The following is a 26,982-nucleotide window of genomic DNA, read 5'->3' as shown; positions in this document are numbered from 1 at the left end:
CGGCATTACCTGTGTTGACATACAGCTATGAGGGCTTGGTCAATGGCGATACCAAACCGGCGACTTTACCAACGATCGCTACGACAGCCAGCACTACTTCTGCTGTAGGCAACTATCCGATCACCTTAACGGGAGGTTTGGATGCAAACTATACTGTTACGCATGTCAATAATACATTGACGGTTGGCAAGGCTGGTTTAACGATCACGGCGGATGCAAAATCTAAAGTATATGGCGCAGCATTACCTGTGTTGACATACAGCTATGAGGGCTTGGTCAATGGCGATACCAAACCAGCGACCTTACCAACGATCGCTACGACAGCCAGTACTTCTTCTGCTGTAGGGAACTATCCGATCACCTTAACGGGAGGCTCGGATGCAAACTATACTGTTACGCATGTCAATAATACATTGACGGTTGGCAAAGCGGAGATAAAGGTCACTGCCGAAGCTAGAACGAAGGTATACGGTACTGGAGAGCCCGTATTAACATATCAGGTTGTGGGCTTAGTTAATAACGATAGTCGTGCTATTTTTACCGGTAACCTAACTCGTGCCGAAGGAGAGAACGTCGGTACGTATAGCATCTTTAAAGGAAGCTTGGATCCCGGTACAAACTACACGATGAGCTATACCGGTGCAAACTTTAGCATTAGCAAAGCTCCAATTACGGGCGTTGCTTTAGCAGACAAAACATTCACGTACGACGGTACGACGAAATCGTTGAATCTTACAGGAGCATTACCGGCGGGTGCTGTGGTAAACTATACGAATAATGGACAGATCAATGCGGGTATGTACCGTGTGAAAGCGGATATTCCGGAGACGATGAACTATTCTGGAGCAAGTTATTCGGCGACCTTACTGATCCAGAAAGCGAAACAGACGATTAGCTTCGCATCACCAGGTACATTGGGTAGAAATGCCGGCACAGTAAAACTGGATGTAAGATCTACTTCGGGACTTCCGATTACCTTATCCGTTGATGACCCCTTGGTCGCTACACTATCAGGTACGGATTTGCAGGTGCATCGTTTGGGAACCGTGACAATTACTGCCGCACAGGCCGGCGATGGAAATTATGAACCTGCAGCAGTCGTCGATATCACGATCCAGATAGCAGCAGCAGCGGACGCCAAGCTGCCGATTCTTGTTCACCAAGCGGTATCACCAAACGGAGATGGTATCAACGAGTTTCTGATCATAGAAGGTATTCGGGATTATCCGGACAACAAAGTCACAATCTTTAATAAGAACGGGGTCGTACTTTCGGAAATCGTGGGCTACGACAATAGGGATAAGGTCTTTACGGGACAATATCATGCCGATGGCACTTACTATTATTACGTGGATGTTAAGGATAGCAACGGGGTTTGGAAAAGGGAAAAGGGATTTTTTGTGATAAAGAGATAAGATAATTAAGTAGTAAAGTATATCGTCTGAAGGGTAAAGCCAATAGCAAAAAAAAAATGAAAAAAATAAATATAATAATGATGAGCCTGTTGTTCTTACTGCCTTTGTGCAGTAGGGCACAGCACGGGGTGAGTTATAACCAGTTTGGGCAGTTGCGGAATTCATTTAACTCCTCTTTGAGCACCATGGATGAGCGGGGCGCTTTCGCGATGCTGGGACGGACGCAATGGGTAGGCGTGGATGGTGCGCCGAAATCCCTATGGGCTACAGGACATGGCACAATAGGCAAACTGGGGCTTGCCGTAGGAGGTGATGTCAAACATGCTACCCTAGGGGTGGTTAAGGAGTCCGAGCTGACGGCCTATGTGGCCAAAGCGGTACAGCTATCAGAAAGTGAATACTTGAGTCTTTCCATGGGAGGAGGTGTATTGTTCTACAATGGGAACTTCAGTCAGCTGGATGGTACGGATGTCGCCTTCCGAGATAATGTGCGGGAGACGGCAGGGGTATTGAGTGTGAGTACATCCTACTATAAAAAGGATAAGTATTATGTTGGAGTCTCCATGCCTCGATTTTCGCTAAACCGCGGTAACAAGCGGGAATATGAGTTTCGTAATGTGTATTATATCACAGCGGGTGCATTGTTCCACTTAGATAACACTTTTGCGCTTCGTCCTTCTTTTCTAGTGAGCCACATGGATGATATGACGCCTCGCTATGACTTCAGTGCGTTGGTATTTATGGGGTCCAAAATAGGCTTTGGGATGGGGGTACAGAATCAGGGAGATCTGTCTGGTTTAGTACAGTTGAATTTTGGTAATTTTGGTTTAGGTTATAGTTACCAGTTCAGCCCAAAAAGTAATACGTTGAACCAACGGATATCGAACAATACGCATGAGGTGGGGTTACGCTACCGTGTAGGCGGAATCGGCTTGCTATAGTGGCACGATAGTAACAGTAAGGTTGAAAACCCCAATTTTACAAATATTTTAAAACAGTATACTATTAACGCTAGACAACGCTAATAATTGAAGATACAGAAAGCCTTCCTGAATTAATTTGGGAAGGCTTTTTTTGTTATATTTCTTTAATAGGATCAATATGACAATTAATTGTCGTTTTATAAGTGTTTCATTTGTTTTTAAGTTTAAACACAAAATTTAATTCTGTTTTGTCGGTTTAAATATCTATATTAATCTGATTAACGGATTTTTATGAGGCGATGGATAGTAATGCTCTTCGTGATATCCGTCGAATTATCTGCCCAAGAATTTTCTCCTGCTCCATTTTTAGGCATGGGAAACACTGCAATCGCGCAAGAGGGATTATTCTCTCTGGCTGGTAATCCGTCCGGATTAAGTCTGCTCGCACATCCACAAATAGCGAGTGCATACCAGCAACATTTTATGTCCAGTGATCTTGCTACACAAGCGCTCTTATTTGGTATGCCCGTTATGAAACAAACGGCACTCGGTTTTGCTGTTACAAACTATGGCATTTATGGGGTTGCAAGCTTTATGCAGAGTGGAATCTCTGTCGCACGTGCTTTTGGTGAACAAATACGTACTTCCGTTACTGTAAATTATCATCAATATACGATTACTAGATATAGTGCGCAGCGAAGTTTATCCGCCGACTTAGGGTTTATTTATAAATTTTCTGAACATGTTTCTGGTGGTTTATTTTATAAAAATATTAATGATGCACGTTTTAATACCGAGATAGACCAACGTATTGCACGTACGTTGGGGATTGGATTTACTTTTCATTTTTCTGATGAGTTGTTGTTAGGCGGAGATATTGTACATATGTTTCCCAAACAAATGCAGTATCGTGGCGGTTTATCCTACGGCTTCCATCCCCATTTTATTGTTCGATTTGGTGCGCTATCTAATCCCATTCAATACACCGCAGGTGCAGGCTTTAAGCACAGAAGTTGGCAATTTGATTTTGCCACCCTCTTTCATAGCAAGTTAGGATCTTCACCGCAACTTTCATTGGCTTATGCTTTTTAGATCTCTTTTGCTAAGCTGCAGTTTTGTTCTAATCGTGCTCTCGTTAAGCGGACAAGAGTTGGCTGAAATCGAGGAAATGTTACTTGCAGAAATTGTGGAAGAGCTCGAAGAGGATGTTGACGTTAGTGAAGTCATCGAACGTTTACGCTTTTATCGGAAGTATCCGTTGGATCTCAATCGGGTCAATGAACAGCAATTGGCCGCCCTTCTATTTTTATCCCCCGCGCAGGTTCAAAGTATTTTACGTCATCGCGCATGGAGTGGCGCCTTTATTTCCGTCTTGGAGCTACAAGCCGTTGAGGGCTTGGATGCATTGACGCAGGAACGTTTGTTGCCATTTGTTACTGTTGGTTCGCCGGACATCTTCAGCGGACTTACGTTTAAAAATCTGCTATCGGAAAGCGAGCAAAATATAATGTTGCGTTATGATCGCGTACTAGAACCTAAGCGGGGTTACCTGATTGTTGATACTACGCGATCACGCTATCTGGGAGATGCCAATGCCTATTTGGTGCGCTATCGACTGAATTATCGGGATCAGATCCGTATTGCTGTGAATGCTAAAAAGGACGCTGGCGAACCATTTTTTCGCGAAAAGCAACGTTATGGTTTTGACCACTACGGTGTAAGCATTTATGTAAAAGGGCGCAAACGTATCGAAGGCATGGTCGTGGGAGACTATGCGTTACAAGTAGGACAAGGGTTGGTTATTTGGAATGGACTGAGCTTTGGTAAGGGCGCTATGATAACCAGCAGTGCACGGCAGGGGATGGGTTTACGACCATATACATCCGTGAATTCCTATAATTTCTTACGTGGTATTTCAGCGCATATTCGTTTCCGTGAAATGAGCTTAACGCCTTTTATATCGCTCCGTAAATTAAGTGGTAATCTGGAACCGGCTGAGACGGGCAATATTATTAAGAGCATTTCTACGACAGGGTTACACCGTACCCCGACAGAGCAGCGTTATCGCCATGCTATAACCCAAACTATTTCAGGAATAAACCTGGACTATAGGCGGGGGCGACTAAAGGTAGGTTTAATTGGTATGTACACCGGTTTTAACGGTCGGCTAGATCCTGCAGATATACTGCGTAATCGATTTGCTTTTCGCGGCCAACATCTTCTAAATACAGGGGTTAATTTTCAGTTTACTTATAGCAACCTCTATGTTTACGGTGAGACGGCGCATCAGTTGCAAAAAGGCTGGGCGACGAACCATGGTGTGATCGTCAGTGCACATCCCAAAGTATCATTCTTCGCCAATTATCGCGATTACCAACGTGATTATTATGCTTTTTTTGCGCAATCCTTAGGGGAGGGATCTCGTGTTACGAACGAACGTGGCTTGTATTCCGGTATGGTTTATCATCCTAGTCGGCAAATCGAATGGCTTACATATGTGGATATGTTTCGCTTCCCCTGGTTACGTTTTCGGGTAGATGCCCCCAGTAGTGGTATTGATTTTTTATCACAGTTTACTTTCCGTTGGTATAAAGTGGGGCGTTTGAGCATCCGCTATCGTTATCGGGAACGGCCGCAAAATATGACAGGTGAGGAACCTGAAAATACGGTCGTGGGGACACAACGTAGGCAATTGCGTATTGACTTTCGTTATCGGCTTAGTGCGCAGTGGGAAGTGCGTACAAGAACCGATGGCGTGGTTTATACGAAAGCCAACGAGGACGCATATGGTGGCTTGCTGTACCAAGATGTTTTTTATCGACTTTCAAACAACCGTTTACAGCTGAACCTGCGACTGGCCCTTTTTCATACGGATAGTTACGATGCGCGGATTTATGCCTTTGAGAATGATGTTTTATATGCGAATAGCTTTCCCTTATACCATGACAAAGGCTGGCGAAGCTATGTAAACGTACGTTACCGCATAGCAAAGCGTATGGACATCTGGTTTCGCGTGGCACAAACGCGTTTTACAAATAGGGAAACCGTCGGTTCTGGCTTGGAGCAGATCGAAGGGAATAAGCGAACCGATATAAAAGTACAAATGCGATATCGATGGTAAAGAAAGAAACACCATTAGATCGACGACGTATGCCTTTTTTTAGGCTTTGTGTTTGTTACGGTTGTGGCGTATTGATCGGTTTCTACATGGATTTTCCTGCGGTGTCCGTTACGGTGGTAGCAGCAATGGTAGGAATCTTGGTTATGGTGTTTTTCTGGCTTGAGGTCATCAATAAGCGATTTAATCACATCATTATTCCATACCTCGTTCTGTTTATTTTCCTTTTCCTGGGCATGTTTGGTATTATGGTTGGACAATCGAGGTACCAACCTACTTATTTTGGAAACAGTAATCTGCCCTTTCTTTCGGGCATTATAGCCGATGAACCACTTTATAGGGAAAAGACGATTCGTTTTCCTGTGCATGTGGATTATGCCTTAAATAATGGGCAGACTGAACGTGCAATAGGCGCTTTGATGGTCACTGTCTGGCGGGATACAATCGATGATAACTATCAATATGGTGATCGCATCGTTTTCCAAAATAATAGCACTGAAATTTCTCCAGCTTGGAATCCGCGACAGTTTGACTACCGCCTTTACCTGGAGAAAAAGCAGATCTATAGACAGGCTTTGTTCCAGCGAACACAGTTGGAAGTTATTGGACATCATGAAGGACAGGTGATTACTGACTTCGCACTGCGCATTCGCGCGCATTTGATTACAAAGTTTCATCACTTTGTGGGAGATCAAACTACCTTTCAGATTAGTTCAGCTTTGATTTTTGGCTATCGTACAGCGATGGCAACGGATGTATTGGAGGCTTTTACCAATACAGGCACAATCCATGTGCTTAGTGTATCTGGTCTGCATGTAGGAATTGTCTTTATGTTGCTGAATTACCTGTTGCGGTTTATGGATCGTTGGAAATACGGCAAGTTGCTCCGTTTAACCCTTACCCTGTTTTGTATTTGGGCCTACGTAATCTTGACGGGAATGGCACCTGCGATATTACGGGCCGGCATTATGATTACTTTCTTTTTAATAGCTAGTGCGTTCGAGAAGAAGCAGAATAATTTAAATACATTATTCGCGTCGGCGCTTTTTATTTTGATTTTCGACCCTACCATGTTATTTGATATTGGCTTTCAACTCTCTTATCTTGCTGTTTTGGGCCTCTTTACGCTATATCCATTGATGCTACGGACGATTCGTGTACCGCAAAACTGGGTGATGCGTCAAGTCTGCCAATTGACTTTTATCTCGCTCGCCGCACAGTTGTTTACTGCGCCGTTAGCACTGTATTATTTTCATCAGTTTCCGAATCTATTTCTACTCGGAAATTTATTTATCGCATTGCCGTCCACTGTAATTATGTATGTAGGCATTGCGCTTGCCTTTTGTCCGATAGAGGAGGTTAATGCCCTTTTAGGTTTGATTTTACATCAGGTCGTGCAGTTTATGTTTGTGGGACTTCAGTGGATTGATAACTTACCCTATGCCGTAACGAAGGGTATCCATTTTACAGGTTGGCAAGTTGTGGTGTCCAGTAGTGCTATTTGGTTACTTTATCTCGTATGGATGAGGCACCAGAAAAAACTGCTACCTATTTTAGGGCTTACCTTAATCTTACTGGCACTAGGGGTTTCATGGAATGCTGTTCGCAATGTTGATTTGCGAATGATAAGGATTTATAACACGCAACGTAACTTGAGTATGGCGATTATTGATCGCGGGAAAGTAACACTTTTCTCTACTCTGGACTCGCTAACACATCCACAGCTTCGCTTTCATGTATGGCGGGATTTGGAGTATTATGCGTCTGATCTCTCCGCCATTCGTTTTGTATCGATTCGCGATTCTGTGAAATCAGGAACGCTCATTCGTGGAGGTGGGGCAACGATCCTTGTTGTCGAAAATGGGTTTTCTGGACAAGAGGCGGAAGTGCCCGATATTTTGATTTGGCGAGATAAACGGGTACGTCGACTAAGGGATATACCTAAAGATTGGACGCATACAACGCTAATTTTTGATGGAATACATACGGTGGTCGGCTTGGAACGATTGCAGGCTACGGCCGATTCTCTTGGGCTTTCCTATTATGTATTGAAGGATAATTTTGCTTATTTTTGGGATAAGAACAAATAAATGGAGCACAATAGTCAGTCTATATTGAAGCAATATTGGGGATACGATACCTTTCGTCCGTTACAAGAGGATATCGTACACGCTATTCTTCAGGGACGTGATACCTTGGCTTTGATGCCAACGGGAGGAGGTAAATCTATTTGTTTCCAAGTGCCTGCATTAATGTCGGAGGGCATCTGTATCGTTATCAGTCCGCTGATCGCGCTCATGAAAGATCAGGTTGAAAATTTACGTAAACGTGGTATTGAGGCAGTTGCTATTTTTTCGGGGATGTCAAAGCGTGAGGTTGATATCACACTCGACAATTGTGTTTACGGAAAGATCAAGTTTTTGTACTTAGCGCCAGAGCGGTTGTACAGCGACCTGGTGCGTGAACGTATTCGTTATATGAAGGTGAACCTCTTCGCGATTGATGAGGCCCATTGTATTTCACAGTGGGGGTATGATTTTAGACCGCCTTATCTGCAACTGGCGCAACTCCGGGAATTACATCGCAACGTTCCTTTTCTTGCTTTAACAGCAACGGCTACACCACAAGTGGTAGACGATATTCAAGAAAAACTGGCTTTTACGACACCCAATGTTTTTCGGATGAGCTTTGGTCGTTCCAATTTGGCCTACATGGCACTCCAGGAGGACGATAAGATGAACCGAATGCTGCGGATGATCCATAAGCTCGGTGGAAGTGGGGTGGTGTATGTGCGCAATAGGCGAGAAACACAAGAAGTGGCACAGTACTTAGTGAACCACGGTATTCCAGCAGATTTTTATCATGCTGGACTAGATAATATATCGCGTTCGCAAAAGCAAGACCGATGGATGCAGCAACAGGTTCGTGTTATTGTTGCGACGAATGCTTTTGGAATGGGGATTGATAAAGGGGATGTGCGTTTTGTGCTGCATCTTGATATTCCAGATTCCCTAGAAGCATACTATCAGGAAGCGGGGCGTGCGGGGCGCGATGGAAAGAAAGCTTATCCGGTCCTGATGTATCAACAGCAAGACCGCGAGCGATTATGGGATAACTTTGAATCAAGTTTCCCTTCGATAAAGTTTATACAACAGGTGTATCATCACCTTTGTAATTTTTTGCAGATCGCATATGGGGCTGGAAAAGGAATCTCATTTGATTTTGATATCGGAGCTTTTACGAAACGTTATCAGTTGGAGATCATGCCCACGATTAGTGCCTTAAAGTTTTTGGAGCGTGACGGGTGGCTAGCTGTTTCGGAGGCTGTATACATTCCATCGAGATTGAAGTTTGAAGTGGATTACCAGGAAGTTTATAAACTACAGGTACAGTCCGCTAAATATGATCCGTTGATTAAGCTTATCCTCCGTAATTATGGTGGTGCATTTGATTTTTTTATTCCGATCAATGAATATGAATTTGCGAAGAAACTGAAACTTCCATATCTCGAAATTGTGAACATGTTGCAAGGTTTGCAGAAATTGGAGATACTCTCTTATCTGCCTAAAACTGATGCACCACAAGTTGAATTGTTGCAGCCGCGTGTGGATTATAAAAATTTGTTTATTGACAGCCAATTTATTCAAGAAAGGAAGAAAATAAAACAGCAACAGCTGGAGGCCATCGATAATTACCTCGATACGGAGCATTGTCGTAGTGTAGCGTTACAAGGTTATTTTGGAGAAAAGGATGTCCCTCCTTGTGGAACATGCGATTTGTGTTTAATGCGTATCCATGCGGAAGGAATGACCGAAAAAATTGAAACGGAGATTCGAACGCTATTAACTGATAAGAAAATGGACGTAAAGAGTTTGATCGATGCCATAGAGACCGGGAATGACGAAACGCGTTTACGCGTAGTAAGAAGTTTAGTGGACAGTGAATTTGTACAGGTAGAGGAGGGGATGTATAGTTGGAATGTGTCGAAATATTAAATTTTTGACAAAAAAGTGAAAAAGTTCAAAAAGCAAAATTTTGATTCCTAGTTAATACTCGTTACTTTTACCGTTTTAGAAATAATCACTATTATGGCAAAGAAGTTATATGTATCCAACTCTACGGAATCGTCGAGAATGTTCAAAAATGACTTTCTGGAATCGTTAACAAAAATACATTGGAGTGTGCCTTTGTTTTTTTGGATACCCGTTATTATTTATTTTATTTACAAGTCGTATGTGCCTGGTGGAATGACGGTAGGTTCCATTGTATTGTACTTCCTATTTGGGTTGGCTTTTTGGACGTTAGCCGAATATGTGCTCCATCGTTGGATCTTCCATTTCCATCCTACATCTGATTTCGGAAAGCGAATTGCTTTTATCTTTCATGGGGTGCATCATGATTATCCAAAGGATAGATTAAGATTGGTCATGCCATTATCGGCGAGTATTCCGATGGCGACGATTATTTATTTTATTTTCTATATTTTCTTTAGCGAATATGTGTTGGCCTCGTTTTTTGCAGGCTTCTTGTTGGGGTATCTGATTTATGATGAATGCCACTATGCGATGCATCATGCTAATTTTAAATCCGGTTTGTTCAAACGGATCAAAGACCACCATATGTTGCACCATTATTCGGATCCGGAGAAAGGATTTGGGGTTAGCTCCTCTATTTGGGACGTGATTTTTGGATCTGGATTTAAAAAGAAAGAAACTAAAAGTAAAGCATAAAAAAAGGAGGTCTGAACCTCCTTTTTTTATGCTTTATAGGTTATTTACCAACGTATTAAGGCCGACCCCCAGGTGAAGCCTGCACCAAAAGCAGCGAGACAAACGAGATCTCCATCCTTAATTTTTCCTTGCTCCCATGCTTCGCAAAGTGCAATAGGCACAGAGGCAGCAGTCGTGTTCCCGTATTTTTGAATATTATTGAAAACCTGGTCATCGCTCAGGCCCAGTGTTTTTTGTACATATTGTGAAATCCGTAGATTCGCCTGATGCGGAATCAGCATATCGATATCACCGGTTTGCAAGTTGTTCTTTTGCAGCGCTTCAGCAATCACCTCCGGAAACTTAACCACAGCTTTCTTGAACACAGCTTGTCCATCCATATGTGCAGTAACAGAGCCGTCTTCCAACATCTCCGGTGTCATAAATATATCACCTAATTCTTTATCGGGCCAGTTCGGTTTATTTTCAAGCCATTTCCCAGCTGATGCTCCTGGATAATACAGGGCAAGTTTTTCAGCGTCGGCGCCATCGGCATGTAGGTGTGTGCTTAATATCCCTTTTCCTTCTTCTGTGGTAGGTTGTACGACGACAGCTCCTGCACCATCTCCAAAGATAACGGATACGGAACGTCCACGGGTAGAGTAGTCCATGGCAAAAGATTGCTTTTCTGAACCGACCACCAAAATATTTTTATACATGCCTGTTTTGATAAACTGATCCGCAATGGAAAGTGCATAAACAAAACCAGAACACTGATTACGAATATCGAGTGCGCCAATCTCTTTCATGCCCATTTCACGCTGTAGGAGCACGCCGCATCCTGGAAAATAGTAATCTGGAGATAGGGTGGCAAAAATAATAAAGTCGATTTCCTGCGCCGTAGTCTTTGCGCGCTCTATCGCTATCTTAGCCGCTTCCACGGCCATAGTCGTAGTTGTTTCTTCTAAACGATCAGCATAACGACGCTCTTTGATTCCCGTTCTTTCTTGGATCCATTCATCACTGGTATCCATGAAACGTGTTAGGTCGTTATTGGTGTACACATTTTTAGGAACGTAGTAACCCATTCCAGCAATCTTCGATTGAAACATATATATTTTTTTGATCCAGCGGTAAAATTACGTAATTTTTAAAAAATAACTACTTTTGTAGTATGAGCGTACAAACCGAAGAAGAGACTTTCACACTCGAAGAGATACTAGCGGTGGTTAAAACCTCGAATCGTTTGGTTCTATGGAACGACGAAACCAATACCTTTGACCACGTGATCCACTGCTTGATGAAACATCTACAATATTCAGAGCGACAGGCGGAGCAAATAGCGTGGAAAGTCCATAATGAAGGTAAATGTACCGTTTTAGAAGGCTCGTATACAGAGATGGAAATTTATCGTAAGATTCTAAAATCAGAAGGTTTGAGCGTTTCAGTTGAATAGTTTTCGACTCGTAATAATACGGTTACGATAGGTTAATAGCTAGTAATATTTTGTTTTTTTGCAGAAACGAATATTTGTAACATGCTGTTCCCTAAAAAACTTAAACTGCTTTTCTTTTTTCTAAGTGCTCCTTTTTTCCTTCTTGCCCAACAGGGTAAACTTCAGGCGCTTATTGTCGATGCGGAAACCAATGAACCTATTATTGGTGCTAGCGCTGCTCTGTTGGACCAACAGAGTAAAGCTTACGTGCAAGGTGCGCAAACGAATGTAGATGGTGTACTTCTTTTTAATGCAGTAGATTTTGGGACATATGCCATCCGTATAACGTATGTGGGTAAGCAAGATGTGCTGCAGGATAATATCAAAATTCAAGCTACTTCTGGAACAAATTTGGGCACGATTCGTCTGCGTGACGATGGAAACACATTACAAGAGATCAAAGTTGAAGGTCGAGCTGCTGAAATGAAGCTAGGCATCGATCGCAAAGTGTTTGATGTGTCGCAAAGTTTGGTTAGTGTGGGCGGTACGGCTTCAGATTTGTTGGCCAATGTGCCAACATTGCAGGTGGATATGGATGGATCGGTTTCGCTTCGCGGATCCAATGCCGTTAAAATATTGATTGACGGTAAAGAATCGGCCATGGCAGGCAGTGATATTAATTCGCTGTTGCAATCGCTCCCCGCCAATGCAATTGATAAAGTTGAAATTATAACGAATCCATCCTCTAAATACGATGCTGAAGGTCAGTCTGGTATTATCAATATTGTACTCAAAAAGAATATACGGACCGGCTTAAATGGAAGTGTGAATGCATCCGGTGGTTCATACAACAACTATATGGCCGGGGTAACGCTTAACTACCGCGATCGTAAATTCAATTACTTTGGGAGTTATAATTTTAATAGACGCAATAGCCCGGGTTCTGGTCTGCGTAATAACCGTTATCTGCATAACAATAGTGAGATTAACAACACAGAGGAGAGCTCGCGTAAAGGAATTAATAATACTTTCAAGCTTGGTGCTGATTATTTTATCGATGATAAAACGACCATTGGCGTATCGGGGAATCTGAGTATCCGTGATAATGATCGCAGTTCGAGTCTTTTTTACACGTACCGCAACCATCCTACCTTGAATGGAACGAGTACGCGTACTTCGACACAGGATGAGAGCGACTTAGGTTATGATTTGAATTTAGATTTTTCCAGAAAATTTAGACGAGAAGGATCAGAGTTAACGGCTAACTTTAGCTACGGACGTGATACGGAAGATGGGGTGAATGATTTTATACAAACCTATTCTTCGGGTATGCCGAACGATGGCCGTATCAATAATACGAGCGAAGATGGTAAGGTAATTAATATCCAGTTGGACTATATTTTGCCATTAGGTGAAGACAGTAAGTTTGAAGCCGGATACCGGATGATTATTCGTAAATCCTTCGATACGCAGTTTTCGGATACATTGAATGTCCAAGACAACAATTATTACCCAGACTATAGTATCAGTAATGATTTCGATATGACCAACACGGTGCATGCTTGGTACGCAAATTATCAGAATAAACTAACCAAACGCCTCGGTTATCAAATCGGGATACGTGCGGAGCAAGCTATTTTGAACACGAGCTACTTTACTAAAGATCCGAGTATCCCCGTGGGGCAGGAGGAAACGAAAGGTGGTTTAGATTATTTTAGATGGTATCCAAGTGCTTTTTTAACGTATGAGGTTGGTGCAAGTGGGGATAAGGTACAGCTGAGCTATACGCGCCGCGTGCAACGCCCACGTGGATGGCAGGTTAATCCTTTCCCGGACGTGTCCGATGAGATGAATCGTCGGGAAGGAAATCCTAACTTGATGCCAGAAGATATCCATTCCCTGGAACTGAGTTTCGCTAAATTCTACAGCAAGTGGAACTTCATCAGCACCTTGTACTATCGTCGAATGAATGATGTTATGCAGCCTTATATTTATAATGTGGATGATAACAGCGTAACCTATAGTAAGTGGGAGAACTTAACGAGCTCGAATGTGGCTGGTTTGGAGTTGATTTCAAAGGTGAATGTGACGAAATGGTGGGATGTCACGTGGAACGGTAATTTCTTCTATAATAAATTTGAAGGAAACAGCGATTATGATATCCAGGAACAAAAAGGCTTTAACTGGAACACGAACATCAATACAAATTTAAAATTTACCAGCACTTGGTCTATGCAGGTACGTGGCGATTATTATGCGCCAAATATTAGACCGCAAGGGAAAACAAAGTATATGACAGGGATCGATGTTGCGGTCAAGAAGGAATTTATGAATAAGCGTGCTAGTTTAGCTTTGAATGTGCGCGATTTACTGGATACCCGCCGTTTTGGAGCGACAACGATTACCCCACAGATCAACTCCAGCTTTGAGCACCGTTGGATGAAACGTATGTTTAATCTTTCGTTCTCATACCGTTTTGGAACGCAAGATAATAGCAGCAAGAAACGTCCGCAAAACGATAGTGGAATGGATGAAAATGGTGGTAATTTTTAAAAGATAAATTATTTATCTAGATTTAACAGATCAAACTAAACCCGTTTAAAAATATGAAAAATAAAATAGCTTACGGATTAAGCGCAGCGATGATGGTTGCCGTGCTCGCATGTAGCGCACAAGGGAAAGGCAGCTTTGTTCAACAGGCGCCAAATTATGAGCTGAACACCAGCTTGCCAAAAGCAGATATCAAGACTTTTAAGAAGAACAAGAGTGGTGCTTATGTGCTTTTTGATGGTTCATCCTTGAATGGATGGCGTGGATATAACAAGGATCATGTGCCGACGAAATGGTCGATTGAGGACGGTTCGTTGAAATTTTCGAAGAAGCCTGAAGGTGTTGAAAAGGCTGAGGGTGGAGATATTATATTTGCGCATGATTTCCAGAATTTCGAATTTGAGTTTGAATGGAAGATATCGCATGCCGGAAACTCAGGTGTATTCTTCTTGGCGAAAGAGGTGAAGGGACAACCGATCTATATTTCAAGCCCGGAGTACCAATTGTTGGATAATGATAATCACCCTGATGCGAAACAAGGGGTGGACGATAATCGGAAATCAGGTTCACTGTATGATATGATACCAGCAAAACCACAAAATGGTAAGCCTGCAGGGGAATGGAATAAAGCGAAGATTGTAGTGAACAACGGTAAAGTAACGCACTATCAAAATGGAGCAAAAGTGGTAGAGTATACGCTTTGGACTCCTGAATGGACAGCCTTGTTGCAGAGTAGTAAATTTAGTCAGGCGAAATGGCCACTTGCTTTTGAGTTGTTGAACCATGTAGGAGGTAAGACTAAATCTGGTGTGGTTGGTTTCCAAGATCACGGTGACGATGTGTGGATCAAGAACGTTACAATGAAGGTATTGTAAGGCCTTTAATATGGACATAAAATAGCGTGTAAGGGTTTGTTTCAAATCTTTACACGCTATTTTGTTTTGTGGGTTATTCTTCGCTATACGCGTACAACTATCGTACACAGTTTCTCGTTCATTTATTCTACAACTATATCGTCATCCCCAGCGAGGTACGAGGCGGGATCTACAGACAATACTCCGGATACGAGCACTGCATATAAGTTAGTTCACCTGTACAGTTGATAGATATCTCCTATCGTCGATATGACGTTCAGGGGTGGGCGTTCTTGTTTCGTTGGCGGGTTATTCTTCGCTATACGTGTACAACTATCGTACACAGTCTCCTTTTCATATTTATTCTATAACTATATCGTCATCCCCAGCGAGGTACGAGGAGGGATCTACAGCCAATACTCCGGATACGAGCACTGCGTATCCGTTAGTTCACCTGTACAGTTGATAGATATCTCCTGTCGTCGATATGACGTTCAAGGGTGGGGCGCTCTTGTTTCGTTGGCGGGTTATTCTTCGCTATACGCGTACAACTATCGTACACAGTTTCTCGTTCATTTTTCTACAACTATATCGTCATCCCGAACGAGGTACGAGGAGGGATCTATAGACAATACTTCGGATACGAGCATTGCGTATCCGTTAGTTCACCTGTACAGTTGATAGATATCTCCTGTCGTCGATATGACGTTCAAGGGTGGGGCGCTCTTGTTTCGTTGGCGGGTTATTCTTCGCTATACGCGTACAACTATCGTACACAGTTTCTCGTTCATTTTTCTACAACTATACCGTCATCCCCAGCGAGGTAGGAGGCGGGATCTACAGACAATACTCCGGATACGAGTACTGCGCATCCGTTAGTTCACCTGTACAGGTAATAGATATCTCCTGTCGTCGATATGACGTTCAGGGGTGGACGCTCTTGTTTCGTTGGCGGGTTATTCTTCGCTATACGCGTACAACTATCGTACACAGTTTCTCGTTCATTTTTCTACAACTATACCGTCATCCCCAGCGAGGTAGGAGGCGGGATCTACAGACAATACTCCGGATACGAGTACTGCGCATCCGTTAGTTCACCTGTACAGGTAATAGATATCTCCTGTCGTCGATATGACGTTCAGGGGTGGACGCTCTTGTTTCGTTGGCGGGTTATTCTTCGCTATACGTGTACAACTATCGTACACAGTTTCTCGTTCATTTATTCTACAACTATATCGTCATCCCGAACGAGGTACGAGGAGGGATCTATAGACAATACTCCGGATACGAGTACTGCGCATCCGTTAGTTCACCTGTACAGTTGATAGATATCTCCTATCGTCGATATGACGTTCAAGGGTGGGCGCTCTTGTTTCGTTGGCGGCTTGATCGTTCTTGTTTGTAGCTTCGCTGGCGCGAGCCTGTGGCTCGTGTCCGATTAGGGCAGGCTAAGACGAATAGTTAGGAGCCTGAAAATCTTAAAAAAACGATTGCAGCTCCTTTAAGTCGTGAATCATGTACTTGACGTCAGTCGGCTTTTCGGCTGCTATGGCATTAAAGAAAATAGCATCCATTCCGAAATTCTGTGCGCCACGAACATCCGCATCTAGGTTATCACCAATCATAATCGAGTGTCCCACCTCAGCAGCCCCATTTCGGAGGGCATAATCAAATATCTGGGGGTTGGGCTTATTGACTCCTACATTCTCTGAAATCACAATAGTTTTAAAATAAGGGGCAAGATTGCTGTGTGCCAGTTTTTTCTCACACGCTTCTTTAAAGCCATTTGATATTAAATGCAAGGTGTACTTTTTTTGTAGATACTCCAAGGTCTCGTGGGCATGAGGAAACAAGTTTGTCTTCGTTGGACAAATTGCCAAATAGTCTTCCTCGAAATCAGTTGGAAACAAAGCTGGGTCTACCCCTAACTGCGAAAATGTATCGGCAAAGCGTGCACTGCGTAGGGTGGCCTTGTCTATCTTTCCGTGGTGGTATAAATCCCACAGACGATGGTTGTTGACAGTATATGTTTCAATAAATTCGGAGGAGTTCTGGCGATTAAAGAGTTTGTCAAAATCGTAACGATAGTAGAGCTCATGTAGCGTTTCTTCTGCGTTGCGGTCAAAGTCCCAAATGGTATGATCGAGGTCGAAGAAGATATCTTTTTTCTGAAAAAACATGTACAAAATTAGATAAAAAATATGTTCATTCTTCCTATTAGTGTCAAAATCTGTTTAGTATTTTCTTTCAGATGTACAAATAGTTACTTTTGTGTAAAATTGATATACTATACATGAAGAAAGCCTTAGTTCTCTTTTATTTTTTGGTTTTTTATGCGGTTATGCAATTGGGCTGGTGGGGTTATTTACTGGTGCAATATGAACCAGAACGTAAGGGCATGATTATCGGTGAGGGGATTTTCTTTTTATTGATCTTCTCATGGGGAGCGTTTAGACTGAAGAAACTCATTTCCAGAGAGCACAAACAGCAGCAGCAACAACAGAATTTCTTGTTAGCTGTCACACATGAGCTAAAATCACCTCTTGCTTCTGTGAAATTATATATCCAAACCATCCTGAAGCGAGAACTCGACCGCGAGCAACAGAAGATGTTCCTTGGAAATTCGTTAAAGGATATTGAGCGTTTGGATGACTTGGTGGAGAATGTCTTATTGACAACCAAGTTGGAAAACCGTAGTTTCAATCTGCCAAAAGAAGAATTTAATCTGACGGAGGTGGTTGCAAATGTGGTTGATCGATTGCAAAAGAATGCGTGTAGTTCACAAATTATCAAGCCACAATTAGACGAGGAAATTGTGCTTCATGCCGATAAATTTGCGATTACCAATGTCGTGAATAATCTAATTGAGAATGCCATTAAATATTCGCCACCGTGCGCGAATGTCGTTGTGGTTTTGAAGCAGAAAGAAGACGGAAAAATTGTCTTTTCTGTAGCGGATCACGGAGAAGGCATTCCGGAAGAAGAAAAAAAGTTTATATTTAATAAGTTTTATCGGGTAGGAAGTGAAGCTACGCGTAAAACCAAAGGCACAGGTTTAGGGTTGTATATTGTGAAAACGGTACTACAGAAACATAATGCCACTATTAAAGTTAAAGATAACACTCCTTCGGGGAGTATTTTTGAAGTAACATTTGAAAATTATGCAAGCTAAACAACGTATACTTTTAGTTGAAGATGAAGAACATCTTTTAGAAGCCATCAAGTTAAACCTAGAGCTAGAAGGCTACCGGGTGACAACAGCTACGGATGGTAAAAAAGCATTGAAGATATTTAAAGAAGAGCGCTTTAACCTGATTATTCTAGATGTTATGATTCCTGAGATCGATGGATTTCAGGTGGCAGAGACTATCCGCTTGCAGAACACGGAGGTTCCGATTATGTTCTTAACGGCTAAAAACAGCAGTGAAGACCGTATCACGGGGTTGAAGAAAGGAGCCGATGATTATTTGGTTAAGCCTTTCAACTTGGAGGAGCTCATTCTACGGGTTGGCAATTTAATCCGTCGTGGATTAAAGCCAGATGATCTGAAAGAATTTAATTCGTACACGATTGGGGATAAGACGATTTATTTCAATTCGTTCGAGTTGCATCATGCGGATGGAACGATCACTTCATTGACGAAGAAAGAGACCATGTTGCTGAAGTTATTGATCGAGCGCAAGAACGAAGCCGTTTCGCGCGAACAGATTTTGGAAACCGTTTGGAACTATGATGTATATCCTTCTACCCGTACGATCGATAACTTTATTTTAACTTTCCGTAAGTACTTTGAACCCGACCAAAAGCATCCTGTTTACTTTCACTCGATAAGAGGGGTGGGCTATAAGTTTACCGATACACCAACAGTATAGCGCGCGGATGAATACAAGAGTTAGAATGATTGTCATCGGTATTGCGGTGGCATTTCTTCTTTATGCGATTTACGCACAGCACTATAATATCGCTGTTTATATCGCTGGTGGGGTAGGTTATTTGGTGTGGAGCCATTTTCGTGAAGGGACTGTTTTTTTGGCTACACAAGCTTTTCATAAACAAGATTATGAGAAGACAAAAAACTTGTTGGCTGAGATTAAGAACCCCGATCAACTCCGTAAAGGCAGACGTGGTTACTACGAGTTCATGATGGGAAATATCGCTTTAAAAGAAGAAGATGTTGATAAAGCGGAGTATCATTTTCAGTTGGCTTCCCGCTTACCGTGGAAGCGAGACACGGAGAAGGCTTTTGTGCTGATCAATCTCGCTAATATCGCCTTGCGAAAGAAAAATTATGAGCGTGTTCCGGTTTACCTGGATTTAGTGAAGAAGTTGAAGCTGACCGAAAGGCAGCATAGTATTGTCGAGAAAATAGAAATAGAATTAAATAAACAAAGCTAAGTGAGTACAATTTTACAAAACGATTTATTTATCAGAGCTGCTTTAGCGCAGCAGACAGAAAGACCTCCCGTATGGATGATGCGTCAAGCAGGCCGTTTTATGCCGGAGTACTGGGAGATTAAAAACAAGTACAGTTTCTTGGAGATGTGCAAAACCCCTGAGATTGCTGCAGATGTAACGATGCTTCCAGTAGATCTTTTAGGTATCGATGCGGCTATCCTTTTCTCTGATATCTTGGTTACGGCGGAAGCGATGGGTGGAGATCTTTCTTTTGAGCAGGGGGTTGGTCCACGCTTTAGTAATCCGGTCAGAACATTGGCTGATGCAGAGCAATTGACGGTCGACTGTTTGGATAAATTACAGTACGTAGCGGACGCGATTAAAGTTATTCAGGAGCGCTTGGCAGGACGTATACCCTTGATTGGTTTCGCTGGTGCACCGTTTACTATTTTAAGCTATTTGGTTGAAGGAGCCTCTTCGAAGGATTTTAAATTGACGAAGTTGCTTCTAAACAATGAGCCTGAATTGGCTCACTTGATATTGCAGAAAATTGCAGATGTTACCATCGCATATTTAAATATGCAGATTGATGCAGGCGTAAATGCAATACAGTTATTTGATAGCTGGGCACTTGCGCTATCATGGAATGACTACCGTGATTTTTCGCATCATTACAACAAGTATATTCTAGCAAATATAAAACGTACAGTTCCTGTTATTTCTTTCTGTAAGGGATCTTCGGTTTTTGCACCGATGATGGTAGAAGCTAACCCGGATGTGATTTCGGTGGATTGGAATGCGGATCTGAAAAACATTAAACAGTCGTTACCACAAGGTATTGCGGTGCAAGGAAACTTAGATCCTTTCGTTTTGTATGCCGATAAGAAAGTCATTAAAACGAAAATTCATCAGCTGTTCGAAAGAATGCGTGGTGAGGAAGGTTTTATCTTCAACCTTGGGCATGGTATTATGCCAGATATTCCGTTCGATAACGTGAAGTATGCAGTAGAGGTGATTAAAGAGTTTAGATACTAAAAGAGTAATAGATAAGGGCAATGTAATTTGCCCTTATTGCTTATCCATATAAGATGCTTTATTTATACGCAAAATCGATACATATCATTTTCGTTGTCTGTTGGATGGCGGGTTTGTTCTATATGCCTCGATTGTTTATTTACCATACGGAAGCAAAGAACAAAAGTGCGGCGGAGTACAAGGTTTTGCACGCTCAGTTTGAAGTCATGGAGCGTAAATTGTGGTGGGTGATTACCACGCCGGCGATGTACATAACCATTGGGTCAGCATTGTTGATGCTGTATCTGGTTCCGGGGCTGCTGCAACAAGGATGGATGCATATTAAATTGGCTTTTGTTTTGGGGTTGGTCGTGTATCATTTCAAAACGCAGCAAATCATGTTTCGTCTGCGCAGCGGGCAATCTACATGGACTTCAAATCAATTGCGTCTATGGAATGAGGTCTCGACCTTAATTCTTTTTGCTATCGTGTTTTTAGTTATCTTTAGGTCGGCTATCGACTGGGTGTATGGGGTTGTAGGTTTAGTTGGGCTTGGCGTGGTACTGATGTTACTTATCAAGCTGTACAAGAAATATCGAAAGTCCAAGGGCGAACATGTAGACTAATTTTTATGCAAAGAGTAATACTATTTATTTTATTGAGCAGTGTAGCGATGATAAGTCGGGCACAAGATCACAAATGGGCTTTTGGCTTCTATGGGGATGTACAATTGGAATCTCCAGGCTATGCCGGTTCTTTTGGTGTACAAGGGAAGTATGATGTGACTAATCGGTCCGCGTTACAAGCTACGGTGAATGGCCGGAATGGTTATGTTGCGGTTGGAGCGGATTATCTCCTTTCGTTATTAGATAAAAAGAAGAGTAATTTTAATGTGTTCCTTGGGGCTGGGATTAGCCAAGATTTTTATCGTTATAATGAATTGCTGGTCGATCCGGAGTTGCCATATTCAGGAGAAAAACCAACTGTTTTTCCAGAAGAAAAGCAAAACTATACCGTTGCAAATGGACAGGTCGGAGTAAGTTATTATTTTCCTGCAATACAATTGTCCGTGTATACAGGGTACAAGGTGAAATATAATTTCAAATTTGAAGAGACTGATCCAAACTTTCTCATGTTTGGCGTGCGTTACCATTTATGGTAGTACATCAGAAGCTATAAAAAAAGGAGATTTTAATAATCTCCTTTTTTTATAGCTTCTTTTATTGATCTTTCAAAATACTGTGTCCCATACGATCACGTTTTGTTTTTAAGTAATCTTCATTGTATGGATTCGGTGTAATCTCAATAGGCACATTTTCTACCACTTCAAGACCATATCCCACAAGACCCGCTCTCTTCGTTGGGTTGTTAGACATTAAGCGCATTTTTGTAACGCCCATGTGTCTGAGGATCTGTGCACCAACACCATAGTCTCTTAGGTCTGCTTTAAATCCGAGCTGTAAGTTTGCATCCACTGTATCCAAACCTTGTTCTTGCAGTTTATAAGCATGTAGTTTGTTCAATAGACCAATGCCACGACCTTCTTGGTTCATGTAAACAATTACCCCTTTTCCTTCTTCTTGGATTTTCTCCATTGCTTTGTGTAATTGTGGTCCACAGTCGCAACGGCATGATCCAAAGATATCACCTGTGATACAAGAGCTGTGTACACGTACGAGGACCGGTTCATCTTCTTGCCATTCTCCTTTGTACAGTGCAAGGTGTTGTTCACCTGTGTTTTTCTGTGTGAATGCCTTCAGGTTAAAATCGCCCCATTGCGTTGGCATTTTTACGCTTTCCTCTTCGTCGATCAGTGAATCATGCTTTAAGCGGTATTCGATAAGATCTTCGATACTGATTATTTTTAGGTCAAAACGTTTCGCAACTTCCATTAGATCGGGTAGGCGCGCCATTTCTCCATCTTCTTTCAAGATTTCCACTAACACTCCGGCAGGTTCAAAGCCAGCAAGTCGAGCTAAATCTACCGTTGCTTCCGTATGTCCGGTACGACGCAAAACACCACCATCTTTGGCAATCAAAGGGAAGATGTGGCCTGGACGACCTAACTCTTCTGGTTTGATATTGGGATCAATAAGTGCTTTGATCGTTTTGGATCTATCGGAAGCTGAAATACCTGTTGTACATCCATAGCCTTGTAGGTCTACAGATACGGTGAAATTGGTTTCATAAACAGCCGTATTTTGACCGACCATCAACTCGAGGTTTAATTCTGTACAACGCTCTTGTGTGAGTGGTGCACATACTAGTCCACGACCGTGGGTTGCCATAAAGTTGATAATCTCGGGTGTCGCATTACGTGCTGCGGTAACAAAATCACCCTCATTTTCACGATCTTCATCATCGACAACGATGATGACTTTTCCTGCTTTTATATCTTCAATCGCTTCTTCGATCGTGTTTAGTTTTATTTCCATCTTCTAAAAAAATCTTTCTGTGTACAAAGGTAGGCTATCTACGTTGTTTTTATATAATAAGCTTGTCAAAAATGTGCTAACGACTTAACTAGGGAGCTTTTTGTTGAATTTTCCATTGATTGTTTTCCAAAACGCTTCTAACTTGAGCTTGTACTGCTCAATATCAAATAGGGACGAGTCCGTTGTGGATTTATACGTTAAGAATGCAGCAAGCGGGGAGAGCACAATAACGGCCATCCACATCCCCAATATGGGATCTAGACTTCCATCTTTAGCTGCCTTCTCGGCCATGGTAGAAATGATGTGATAAATCAAAAAGAAAATGATCGCCACCACAACAGGCAGTCCCAGTCCTCCTTTACGGATAATTGCTCCTAATGGGGCTCCAATCGCAAAAAGTAAAAGACAAGATACAGCTAATGTGAACTTACGATGAAACTCAATATTGTATCGGATTTCTTTGTCTGTATAGGCTTTATACTCCGGTTCTTTCATCTGGAAGATGCTATTAAGCTGTTGTACCTGTCCCAAGGCATTGCTGATCGCATTGCGCTGTTGATCTTTGGGTACATAATCGTGTAGAAAATCTTTAAATGGTTTTGTCTTTACGGGCCTTGTTGTACTATCGTGATAGTATGGCGCCATATAAGAGATGTAGTTTTTCGTTTCGGTAAACACGCCACGAGAAATGCTATCCATCTGCACGCGATTGGAATCGGTATATAGTTTCAGCTGTTTCAGGTTGAGCATGGAATGGTGTGCCTTGAAAAGATTTTCATCCGTTCTTTTCATCTGAAAGGCTTCCATATCAAATTTTTGCTCCGTTTCTTTAAAACGGAAACGGGTAAATTGTTGTCGCGGATCGTACCGTTTGGCATTTTTTACACGAGACTCTTCGTACCGCACCCCATCTTTTAGTTTGAGGATCATGTAATTATTGTCGGCCGAGTTGTGCATAAAGCCTTCTTTGGCTAATAATACATTATTTGCCGCATTCCCAGATCGGTGATCGTAAATCATTAAATCATAGAGAATGGTTCCGTCTTTACTTTTCCCTTTTGCGCGGATGGAATATCCGGGGATGGTGTTATTAAAGATACCGGCTTTAATCAGGAAATCTGCTTTTTTGTTGCGCACATCCCAGAGGAGCGACCCCATTTTAAGGTTGACCACAGGCAGGATGTAATCGGAGAATAAAAAAGACCCTCCAGCAAACAAAGTCACTAAGACAACCAATGGCATCATCGCTTTACGCAAGGAATATCCTGCGGCCTTAATCGCAACCAATTCGTAGCTCTCGCCCAAGTTTCCAAAGGTCATAATGGAGGAAAGAAGCATGGATAGTGGTAGTGCCATGGTCAACTGTACGGCACACTGGTAGGCGATCAGTTCGAGGAGTACGTACCACTCGAAGCCTTTACCGATCAGGTCATCAATGTATTTAAATAAAAAAAGCATTAACAGGACAAACATCACGATAAAGAAACATATCATGAATGGTTTTATGAAAGCCTGTAAAATTAATACGTGTATCTTTTTCATATAAATGCCTGAACTAGCAATGCATCTTAACTAAGATTGTGGTGCAAAGATACTTATTTTTCCCTAAGTGTTTATGGTCTGCAATAGAAAGAAGGGGGGATATTTTACAGGAAAGTGGGAATCATTATTCGAGGATAGTCCTTGTGGTTTGCTAGGGCGGCGGTGGTAGGTTATTAGTAGACGAGAGGCACGATGGTGTGGTAATCTTAGCGGCATAGCGATCTTTAGGTAAGGATCTTTATGTCTTTAGATTAGCACCGTCGTGCCTCTTTGCAATAGTGTTTTTGCTATGCTGAAATTAGCGCTTAGGCGCCAATAACACTTTGTAAATAGCCAATAGAATTATCCCAGATTTTTTTTCTGTCTTCCAGATTATCTTGTTTTACATGATCTGTGATAACCAAAGCAACATCATTGGTCAGCTCGTCTTGTATAATTTCAATTTCGAAATAGTAAGGGTCATCGTCTATCCATTTAAAACGAACTAACTTGTTTTCCTTATTTGTAACCAATTTGGCTTTATTGACTTCATCTTCCCAGATAAACTCGTAGATACCTTCCTTAAAATTGACGTCATCGGCGAACCATTGCGATAGGGCATTAGGCTCCTGGATAAAGGGATACAAAATCCGTGGAGATGAGTTTATAATGTATTCTAAGTGTATTTGTACTTTTTCTTCCATATAGTTTGTTTTGGTTAACACATAAAACACACAGTCCTTGATATTTGTAATAATACAATTTTATTTTGTTAATCAAAATAGAATAGGAATAAATATTTTTTATGAAAATTATCGCCTTAAAAATGAGTTGATTGGGGTTTTGGAGATATTTTGTTGCAACGAAAAAATAATTTTTCCTTTGGATGTTCCATGTATTTGCTATATTTGCATCACGAAAAACGGCGGGGTAGCTCAGATGGTTAGAGCGCAGGATTCATAACCCTGAGGTCGGCAGTTCGATCCTGCTCCCCGCTACTGGATAAAGCTTCACTGAAAAGTGAGGCTTTTTTTGTGCCTTGACCTTTTAAATTCTGTGTTCTTAGAACCTCGACAATACTGTTACCCTCGGCTTTAGGCCTACTTGTTTTATGAATGAAAGGACGGGGATGTTCAGCACACCATTCTAATTTGCTGTTATCGGTTTTATAAGTAGAAGGGGAGTTCCTTATTCAAGAATTCCCCTTCTACTTATAGCCTTTGCAATTTATACCTTAAATACTTTTGATAAGCTCTTTAAGCAATACCACAGGTTTTGTGTTTTTAACAACCATTTGAAGGTTCTTCTGCTCTTTCATATCATAATAGATAGAGCGTGTCGAAGATACAGTGCTAATAAGATTACCATATTGATCTACAATGGGAGCACCGCTAGATCCAGCCGCATAATCTGCCGTAATATCTGTTTGAGGCAGTTTCTCTGTCTTCGATACAGGTGATAGGTAATTGCGTGCTACTTTTCCGGTGCTGAAATAGTTGATCATTGGAGCCGGGTTGCTCATTACAAATACATTATCGCCCACCTGCGCCGTGTTCCCTAACGGAAGGGGAATTAATTTTTTTCCTTTTGTATCTATTTTAACGATGGCTAAATCTGCATCTTTAAATGCGGAAATAATTTCGCTGACCAAGAACACATCGCCATCATGGGTACGGATAGACATTGCTAGGTTTTTACCGTTTTTGCTTTCAATAAACCCTTCGATAACATGGTGATTCGTCGCTATAAGGCCGTCTTCACTGATGATATAGCCAGAGGCCGTATTCAGGTGCGTCCGGTGGCAGTTACCACAGTCGTAAGCCGTAGCAAACGCGACAAATGAAGGTTGGATCAAGGCTGCAATTTCGGCCGCGTCAAGTGCCTTTTTACGAAGCTTTACGGCGGACATATCAACTTTCTTGCCCTCCACTGCTACTAAGTCTACCGCAGCTTGTTCAATGGTTATAAACTTACTATTCTTTAGTAGTTCTTCTGTTTTTAGTTCGAAGCTTTGCGTGATTTCCTGCTGGTCACTAAAACCTTCCCATTTTTTTGTCGTCTGCGCGTATGACTTAACGGTACTCGCTAAACACAAAGCCACCAGAAGGATTGAAGCTAACTTGTTCTTTTTCATTATTTTGTTGGGTAAATATTTGTGATTTATTTTGGTTTGTTTTGCTGCCAAAGTTAAGTCTTTAAGAGAAAGCCTGTATCGCGTAACAATAATTTTAGATTCGAGTTTTTACTCATCAGGCTTTCCATATATTTTTCTCGTAGTCTTTTTGATAATATTGTTCTCTCTTACGGGTTCCCGTAAATTATATTAAATCTTCCATTGTATTTTTGTATTGAAGAAAGCGTTACGAATGGGTAGTAACATTTTCCTCAACCCCCAACCCCGATTCTATAATAGTAGTCGGGGTTTCTTGTGGTTATAGTTTTCGCTTTATTAGTGCAACAATTTGTGCTATTCTACTCGCCTTACGGTTTCCCGTTTTTTTTGCGGTGCTTTTGTAACTATTTTCGTTGGCTTAACCTTTTAATGCTTTTTAATGAAAAGAATAATTGGGCTGATAAAACTACATAACCAAGCTATATGCAGCGCTATTATAT

Annotated in this window: 22 protein-coding genes and 1 tRNA gene; 17 read left to right on the top strand and 6 right to left on the bottom strand. The window is 41.9% G+C overall.

The genetic code is table 11. The features are described from left to right. The 7 genes from B9Y69_RS18785 to B9Y69_RS18755 form a co-directional block, all read left to right on the top strand. Positions 1-1,415: MBG domain-containing protein (locus tag B9Y69_RS18785; RefSeq protein ID WP_144036626.1), on the top strand; the 1,415-nt coding region annotated here is incomplete at its 5' end. A 56-nt stretch (positions 1,416-1,471) separates the two neighbouring features. After that, a complete protein-coding gene (locus B9Y69_RS18780; RefSeq protein ID WP_085474535.1) occupies positions 1,472-2,356 on the top strand; it encodes a PorP/SprF family type IX secretion system membrane protein in 885 nt (294 codons plus the stop codon). A gap of 273 nt (positions 2,357-2,629) precedes the next feature. Beyond that, entirely contained in the window at positions 2,630-3,430 is an 801-nt protein-coding gene (locus B9Y69_RS18775; RefSeq protein WP_144036625.1) for a PorV/PorQ family protein, read from the top strand. A gap of 34 nt (positions 3,431-3,464) precedes the next feature. Beyond that, complete coding sequence (locus tag B9Y69_RS18770; RefSeq protein WP_159451889.1) at positions 3,465-5,459, top strand: ComEA family DNA-binding protein; 1,995 nt, start codon at positions 3,465-3,467, stop codon at positions 5,457-5,459. After that, positions 5,453-7,546, top strand: a complete 2,094-nt coding sequence (locus B9Y69_RS18765) for a ComEC/Rec2 family competence protein (RefSeq protein WP_085474532.1) — start codon at positions 5,453-5,455, stop codon at positions 7,544-7,546. Before B9Y69_RS18770 ends, B9Y69_RS18765 begins: the two co-directional genes overlap by 7 nt. Continuing rightward, entirely contained in the window at positions 7,547-9,451 is a 1,905-nt protein-coding gene (locus tag B9Y69_RS18760; RefSeq protein WP_085474531.1) for a RecQ family ATP-dependent DNA helicase, read from the top strand. Positions 9,452-9,544: 93 nt separating this feature from the next. Then, positions 9,545-10,186, top strand: a complete 642-nt coding sequence (locus tag B9Y69_RS18755; RefSeq protein WP_234991308.1) for a sterol desaturase family protein — start codon at positions 9,545-9,547, stop codon at positions 10,184-10,186. A gap of 44 nt (positions 10,187-10,230) precedes the next feature. Here B9Y69_RS18755 and B9Y69_RS18750 read toward each other — a convergent pair whose 3' ends face one another. Beyond that, positions 10,231-11,277 carry a 3-oxoacyl-ACP synthase III family protein gene (locus B9Y69_RS18750; protein WP_085474530.1) on the bottom strand — a complete coding sequence of 349 codons (1,047 nt, stop codon included), beginning with the start codon at positions 11,275-11,277 and terminating at the stop codon, positions 10,231-10,233. 62 nt (positions 11,278-11,339) lie between these two features. Between B9Y69_RS18750 and B9Y69_RS18745 the strand changes: the two genes are divergently transcribed. The 3 genes from B9Y69_RS18745 to B9Y69_RS18735 all read left to right on the top strand — a co-directional run bounded on the left by B9Y69_RS18745 (position 11,340) and on the right by B9Y69_RS18735 (position 15,025). Beyond that, positions 11,340-11,621: an ATP-dependent Clp protease adaptor ClpS gene (locus tag B9Y69_RS18745; protein WP_085474529.1), complete on the top strand. Its 282-nt coding sequence runs from the start codon at positions 11,340-11,342 to the stop codon at positions 11,619-11,621. An 81-nt stretch (positions 11,622-11,702) separates the two neighbouring features. Continuing rightward, positions 11,703-14,153 (top strand): TonB-dependent receptor, encoded by a 2,451-nt coding sequence (locus B9Y69_RS18740; RefSeq protein ID WP_085474528.1) that lies wholly within the window; start codon positions 11,703-11,705, stop codon positions 14,151-14,153. A gap of 53 nt (positions 14,154-14,206) precedes the next feature. After that, on the top strand, positions 14,207-15,025 hold the full coding sequence (locus B9Y69_RS18735) for a 3-keto-disaccharide hydrolase (RefSeq protein ID WP_085474527.1): 819 nt from the start codon (positions 14,207-14,209) through the stop codon (positions 15,023-15,025). A 1,457-nt stretch (positions 15,026-16,482) separates the two neighbouring features. Here the strand turns inward: B9Y69_RS18735 and B9Y69_RS18730 are convergent. Continuing rightward, positions 16,483-17,184 (bottom strand): YjjG family noncanonical pyrimidine nucleotidase, encoded by a 702-nt coding sequence (locus B9Y69_RS18730; protein WP_085474526.1) that lies wholly within the window; start codon positions 17,182-17,184, stop codon positions 16,483-16,485. 113 nt (positions 17,185-17,297) lie between these two features. Here B9Y69_RS18730 and B9Y69_RS18725 point away from each other — a divergent pair, with 113 nt between their 5' ends. The 6 genes from B9Y69_RS18725 to B9Y69_RS18700 are packed head-to-tail and all read left to right on the top strand — an operon-like array spanning position 17,298 to position 21,575. Further along, positions 17,298-18,176, top strand: a complete 879-nt coding sequence (locus B9Y69_RS18725; protein ID WP_085474525.1) for a sensor histidine kinase — start codon at positions 17,298-17,300, stop codon at positions 18,174-18,176. After that, positions 18,166-18,876 (top strand): response regulator transcription factor, encoded by a 711-nt coding sequence (locus tag B9Y69_RS18720; protein WP_085474524.1) that lies wholly within the window; start codon positions 18,166-18,168, stop codon positions 18,874-18,876. Before B9Y69_RS18725 ends, B9Y69_RS18720 begins: the two co-directional genes overlap by 11 nt. A 7-nt stretch (positions 18,877-18,883) precedes the next feature. Then, positions 18,884-19,399 (top strand): hypothetical protein, encoded by a 516-nt coding sequence (locus tag B9Y69_RS18715; protein ID WP_085474523.1) that lies wholly within the window; start codon positions 18,884-18,886, stop codon positions 19,397-19,399. Next, positions 19,400-20,434 carry a uroporphyrinogen decarboxylase gene (gene hemE / locus B9Y69_RS18710; protein WP_085474522.1) on the top strand — a complete coding sequence of 345 codons (1,035 nt, stop codon included), beginning with the start codon at positions 19,400-19,402 and terminating at the stop codon, positions 20,432-20,434. Between the two features lie 53 nt (positions 20,435-20,487). Next, entirely contained in the window at positions 20,488-21,039 is a 552-nt protein-coding gene (gene hemJ, locus B9Y69_RS18705) for a protoporphyrinogen oxidase HemJ (RefSeq protein ID WP_085474521.1), read from the top strand. A 5-nt stretch (positions 21,040-21,044) separates the two neighbouring features. Next, positions 21,045-21,575: a hypothetical protein gene (locus tag B9Y69_RS18700; RefSeq protein WP_134430960.1), complete on the top strand. Its 531-nt coding sequence runs from the start codon at positions 21,045-21,047 to the stop codon at positions 21,573-21,575. 58 nt (positions 21,576-21,633) lie between these two features. Here B9Y69_RS18700 and B9Y69_RS18695 read toward each other — a convergent pair whose 3' ends face one another. From B9Y69_RS18695 to B9Y69_RS18685, 3 genes are all read right to left on the bottom strand, one after another. Beyond that, entirely contained in the window at positions 21,634-22,848 is a 1,215-nt protein-coding gene (locus B9Y69_RS18695; protein WP_085474519.1) for a bifunctional 3,4-dihydroxy-2-butanone-4-phosphate synthase/GTP cyclohydrolase II, read from the bottom strand. Positions 22,849-22,932: 84 nt separating this feature from the next. Next, positions 22,933-24,390: an LptF/LptG family permease gene (locus B9Y69_RS18690; RefSeq protein WP_085474518.1), complete on the bottom strand. Its 1,458-nt coding sequence runs from the start codon at positions 24,388-24,390 to the stop codon at positions 22,933-22,935. 305 nt (positions 24,391-24,695) lie between these two features. Further along, complete coding sequence (locus B9Y69_RS18685; RefSeq protein ID WP_085474517.1) at positions 24,696-25,073, bottom strand: START-like domain-containing protein; 378 nt, start codon at positions 25,071-25,073, stop codon at positions 24,696-24,698. Between the two features lie 220 nt (positions 25,074-25,293). Between B9Y69_RS18685 and B9Y69_RS18680 the strand changes: the two genes are divergently transcribed. Next, positions 25,294-25,367: transfer RNA gene (locus B9Y69_RS18680), tRNA-Met, on the top strand. Between the two features lie 236 nt (positions 25,368-25,603). Here B9Y69_RS18680 and B9Y69_RS18675 read toward each other — a convergent pair. Next, positions 25,604-26,503, bottom strand: a complete 900-nt coding sequence (locus B9Y69_RS18675; RefSeq protein WP_085474516.1) for a S1 family peptidase — start codon at positions 26,501-26,503, stop codon at positions 25,604-25,606. Positions 26,504-26,982 lie beyond the last annotated feature (479 nt).

The sequence above is a fragment of the Sphingobacterium psychroaquaticum genome, from assembly GCF_900177625.1.
Lineage (GTDB): Bacteria > Bacteroidota > Bacteroidia > Sphingobacteriales > Sphingobacteriaceae > Sphingobacterium > Sphingobacterium psychroaquaticum.
This window is presented reverse-complemented; position numbering and strand designations above follow the sequence as displayed.

Excerpts from the sequence above, each read along its gene's own strand:
- B9Y69_RS18780 (WP_085474535.1), top strand. The coding sequence starts at position 1,472 with ATGAAAAAAATAAATATAATAATGATGAGCCTGTTGTTCTTACTGCCT.
- B9Y69_RS18775 (WP_144036625.1), top strand. The coding sequence starts at position 2,630 with ATGAGGCGATGGATAGTAATGCTCTTCGTGATATCCGTCGAATTATCT.
- B9Y69_RS18765 (WP_085474532.1), top strand. The coding sequence starts at position 5,453 with ATGGTAAAGAAAGAAACACCATTAGATCGACGACGTATGCCTTTTTTT.
- B9Y69_RS18760 (WP_085474531.1), top strand. The coding sequence starts at position 7,547 with ATGGAGCACAATAGTCAGTCTATATTGAAGCAATATTGGGGATACGAT.
- B9Y69_RS18755 (WP_234991308.1), top strand. The coding sequence starts at position 9,545 with ATGGCAAAGAAGTTATATGTATCCAACTCTACGGAATCGTCGAGAATG.
- B9Y69_RS18750 (WP_085474530.1), bottom strand. The coding sequence starts at position 11,277 with ATGTTTCAATCGAAGATTGCTGGAATGGGTTACTACGTTCCTAAAAAT.
- B9Y69_RS18745 (WP_085474529.1), top strand. The coding sequence starts at position 11,340 with ATGAGCGTACAAACCGAAGAAGAGACTTTCACACTCGAAGAGATACTA.
- B9Y69_RS18740 (WP_085474528.1), top strand. The coding sequence starts at position 11,703 with ATGCTGTTCCCTAAAAAACTTAAACTGCTTTTCTTTTTTCTAAGTGCT.
- B9Y69_RS18735 (WP_085474527.1), top strand. The coding sequence starts at position 14,207 with ATGAAAAATAAAATAGCTTACGGATTAAGCGCAGCGATGATGGTTGCC.
- B9Y69_RS18730 (WP_085474526.1), bottom strand. The coding sequence starts at position 17,184 with ATGTTTTTTCAGAAAAAAGATATCTTCTTCGACCTCGATCATACCATT.
- B9Y69_RS18725 (WP_085474525.1), top strand. The coding sequence starts at position 17,298 with ATGAAGAAAGCCTTAGTTCTCTTTTATTTTTTGGTTTTTTATGCGGTT.
- B9Y69_RS18720 (WP_085474524.1), top strand. The coding sequence starts at position 18,166 with ATGCAAGCTAAACAACGTATACTTTTAGTTGAAGATGAAGAACATCTT.
- B9Y69_RS18715 (WP_085474523.1), top strand. The coding sequence starts at position 18,884 with ATGAATACAAGAGTTAGAATGATTGTCATCGGTATTGCGGTGGCATTT.
- hemJ (WP_085474521.1), top strand. The coding sequence starts at position 20,488 with ATGCTTTATTTATACGCAAAATCGATACATATCATTTTCGTTGTCTGT.
- B9Y69_RS18700 (WP_134430960.1), top strand. The coding sequence starts at position 21,045 with ATGCAAAGAGTAATACTATTTATTTTATTGAGCAGTGTAGCGATGATA.
- B9Y69_RS18695 (WP_085474519.1), bottom strand. The coding sequence starts at position 22,848 with ATGGAAATAAAACTAAACACGATCGAAGAAGCGATTGAAGATATAAAA.
- B9Y69_RS18690 (WP_085474518.1), bottom strand. The coding sequence starts at position 24,390 with ATGAAAAAGATACACGTATTAATTTTACAGGCTTTCATAAAACCATTC.
- B9Y69_RS18685 (WP_085474517.1), bottom strand. The coding sequence starts at position 25,073 with ATGGAAGAAAAAGTACAAATACACTTAGAATACATTATAAACTCATCT.
- B9Y69_RS18675 (WP_085474516.1), bottom strand. The coding sequence starts at position 26,503 with ATGAAAAAGAACAAGTTAGCTTCAATCCTTCTGGTGGCTTTGTGTTTA.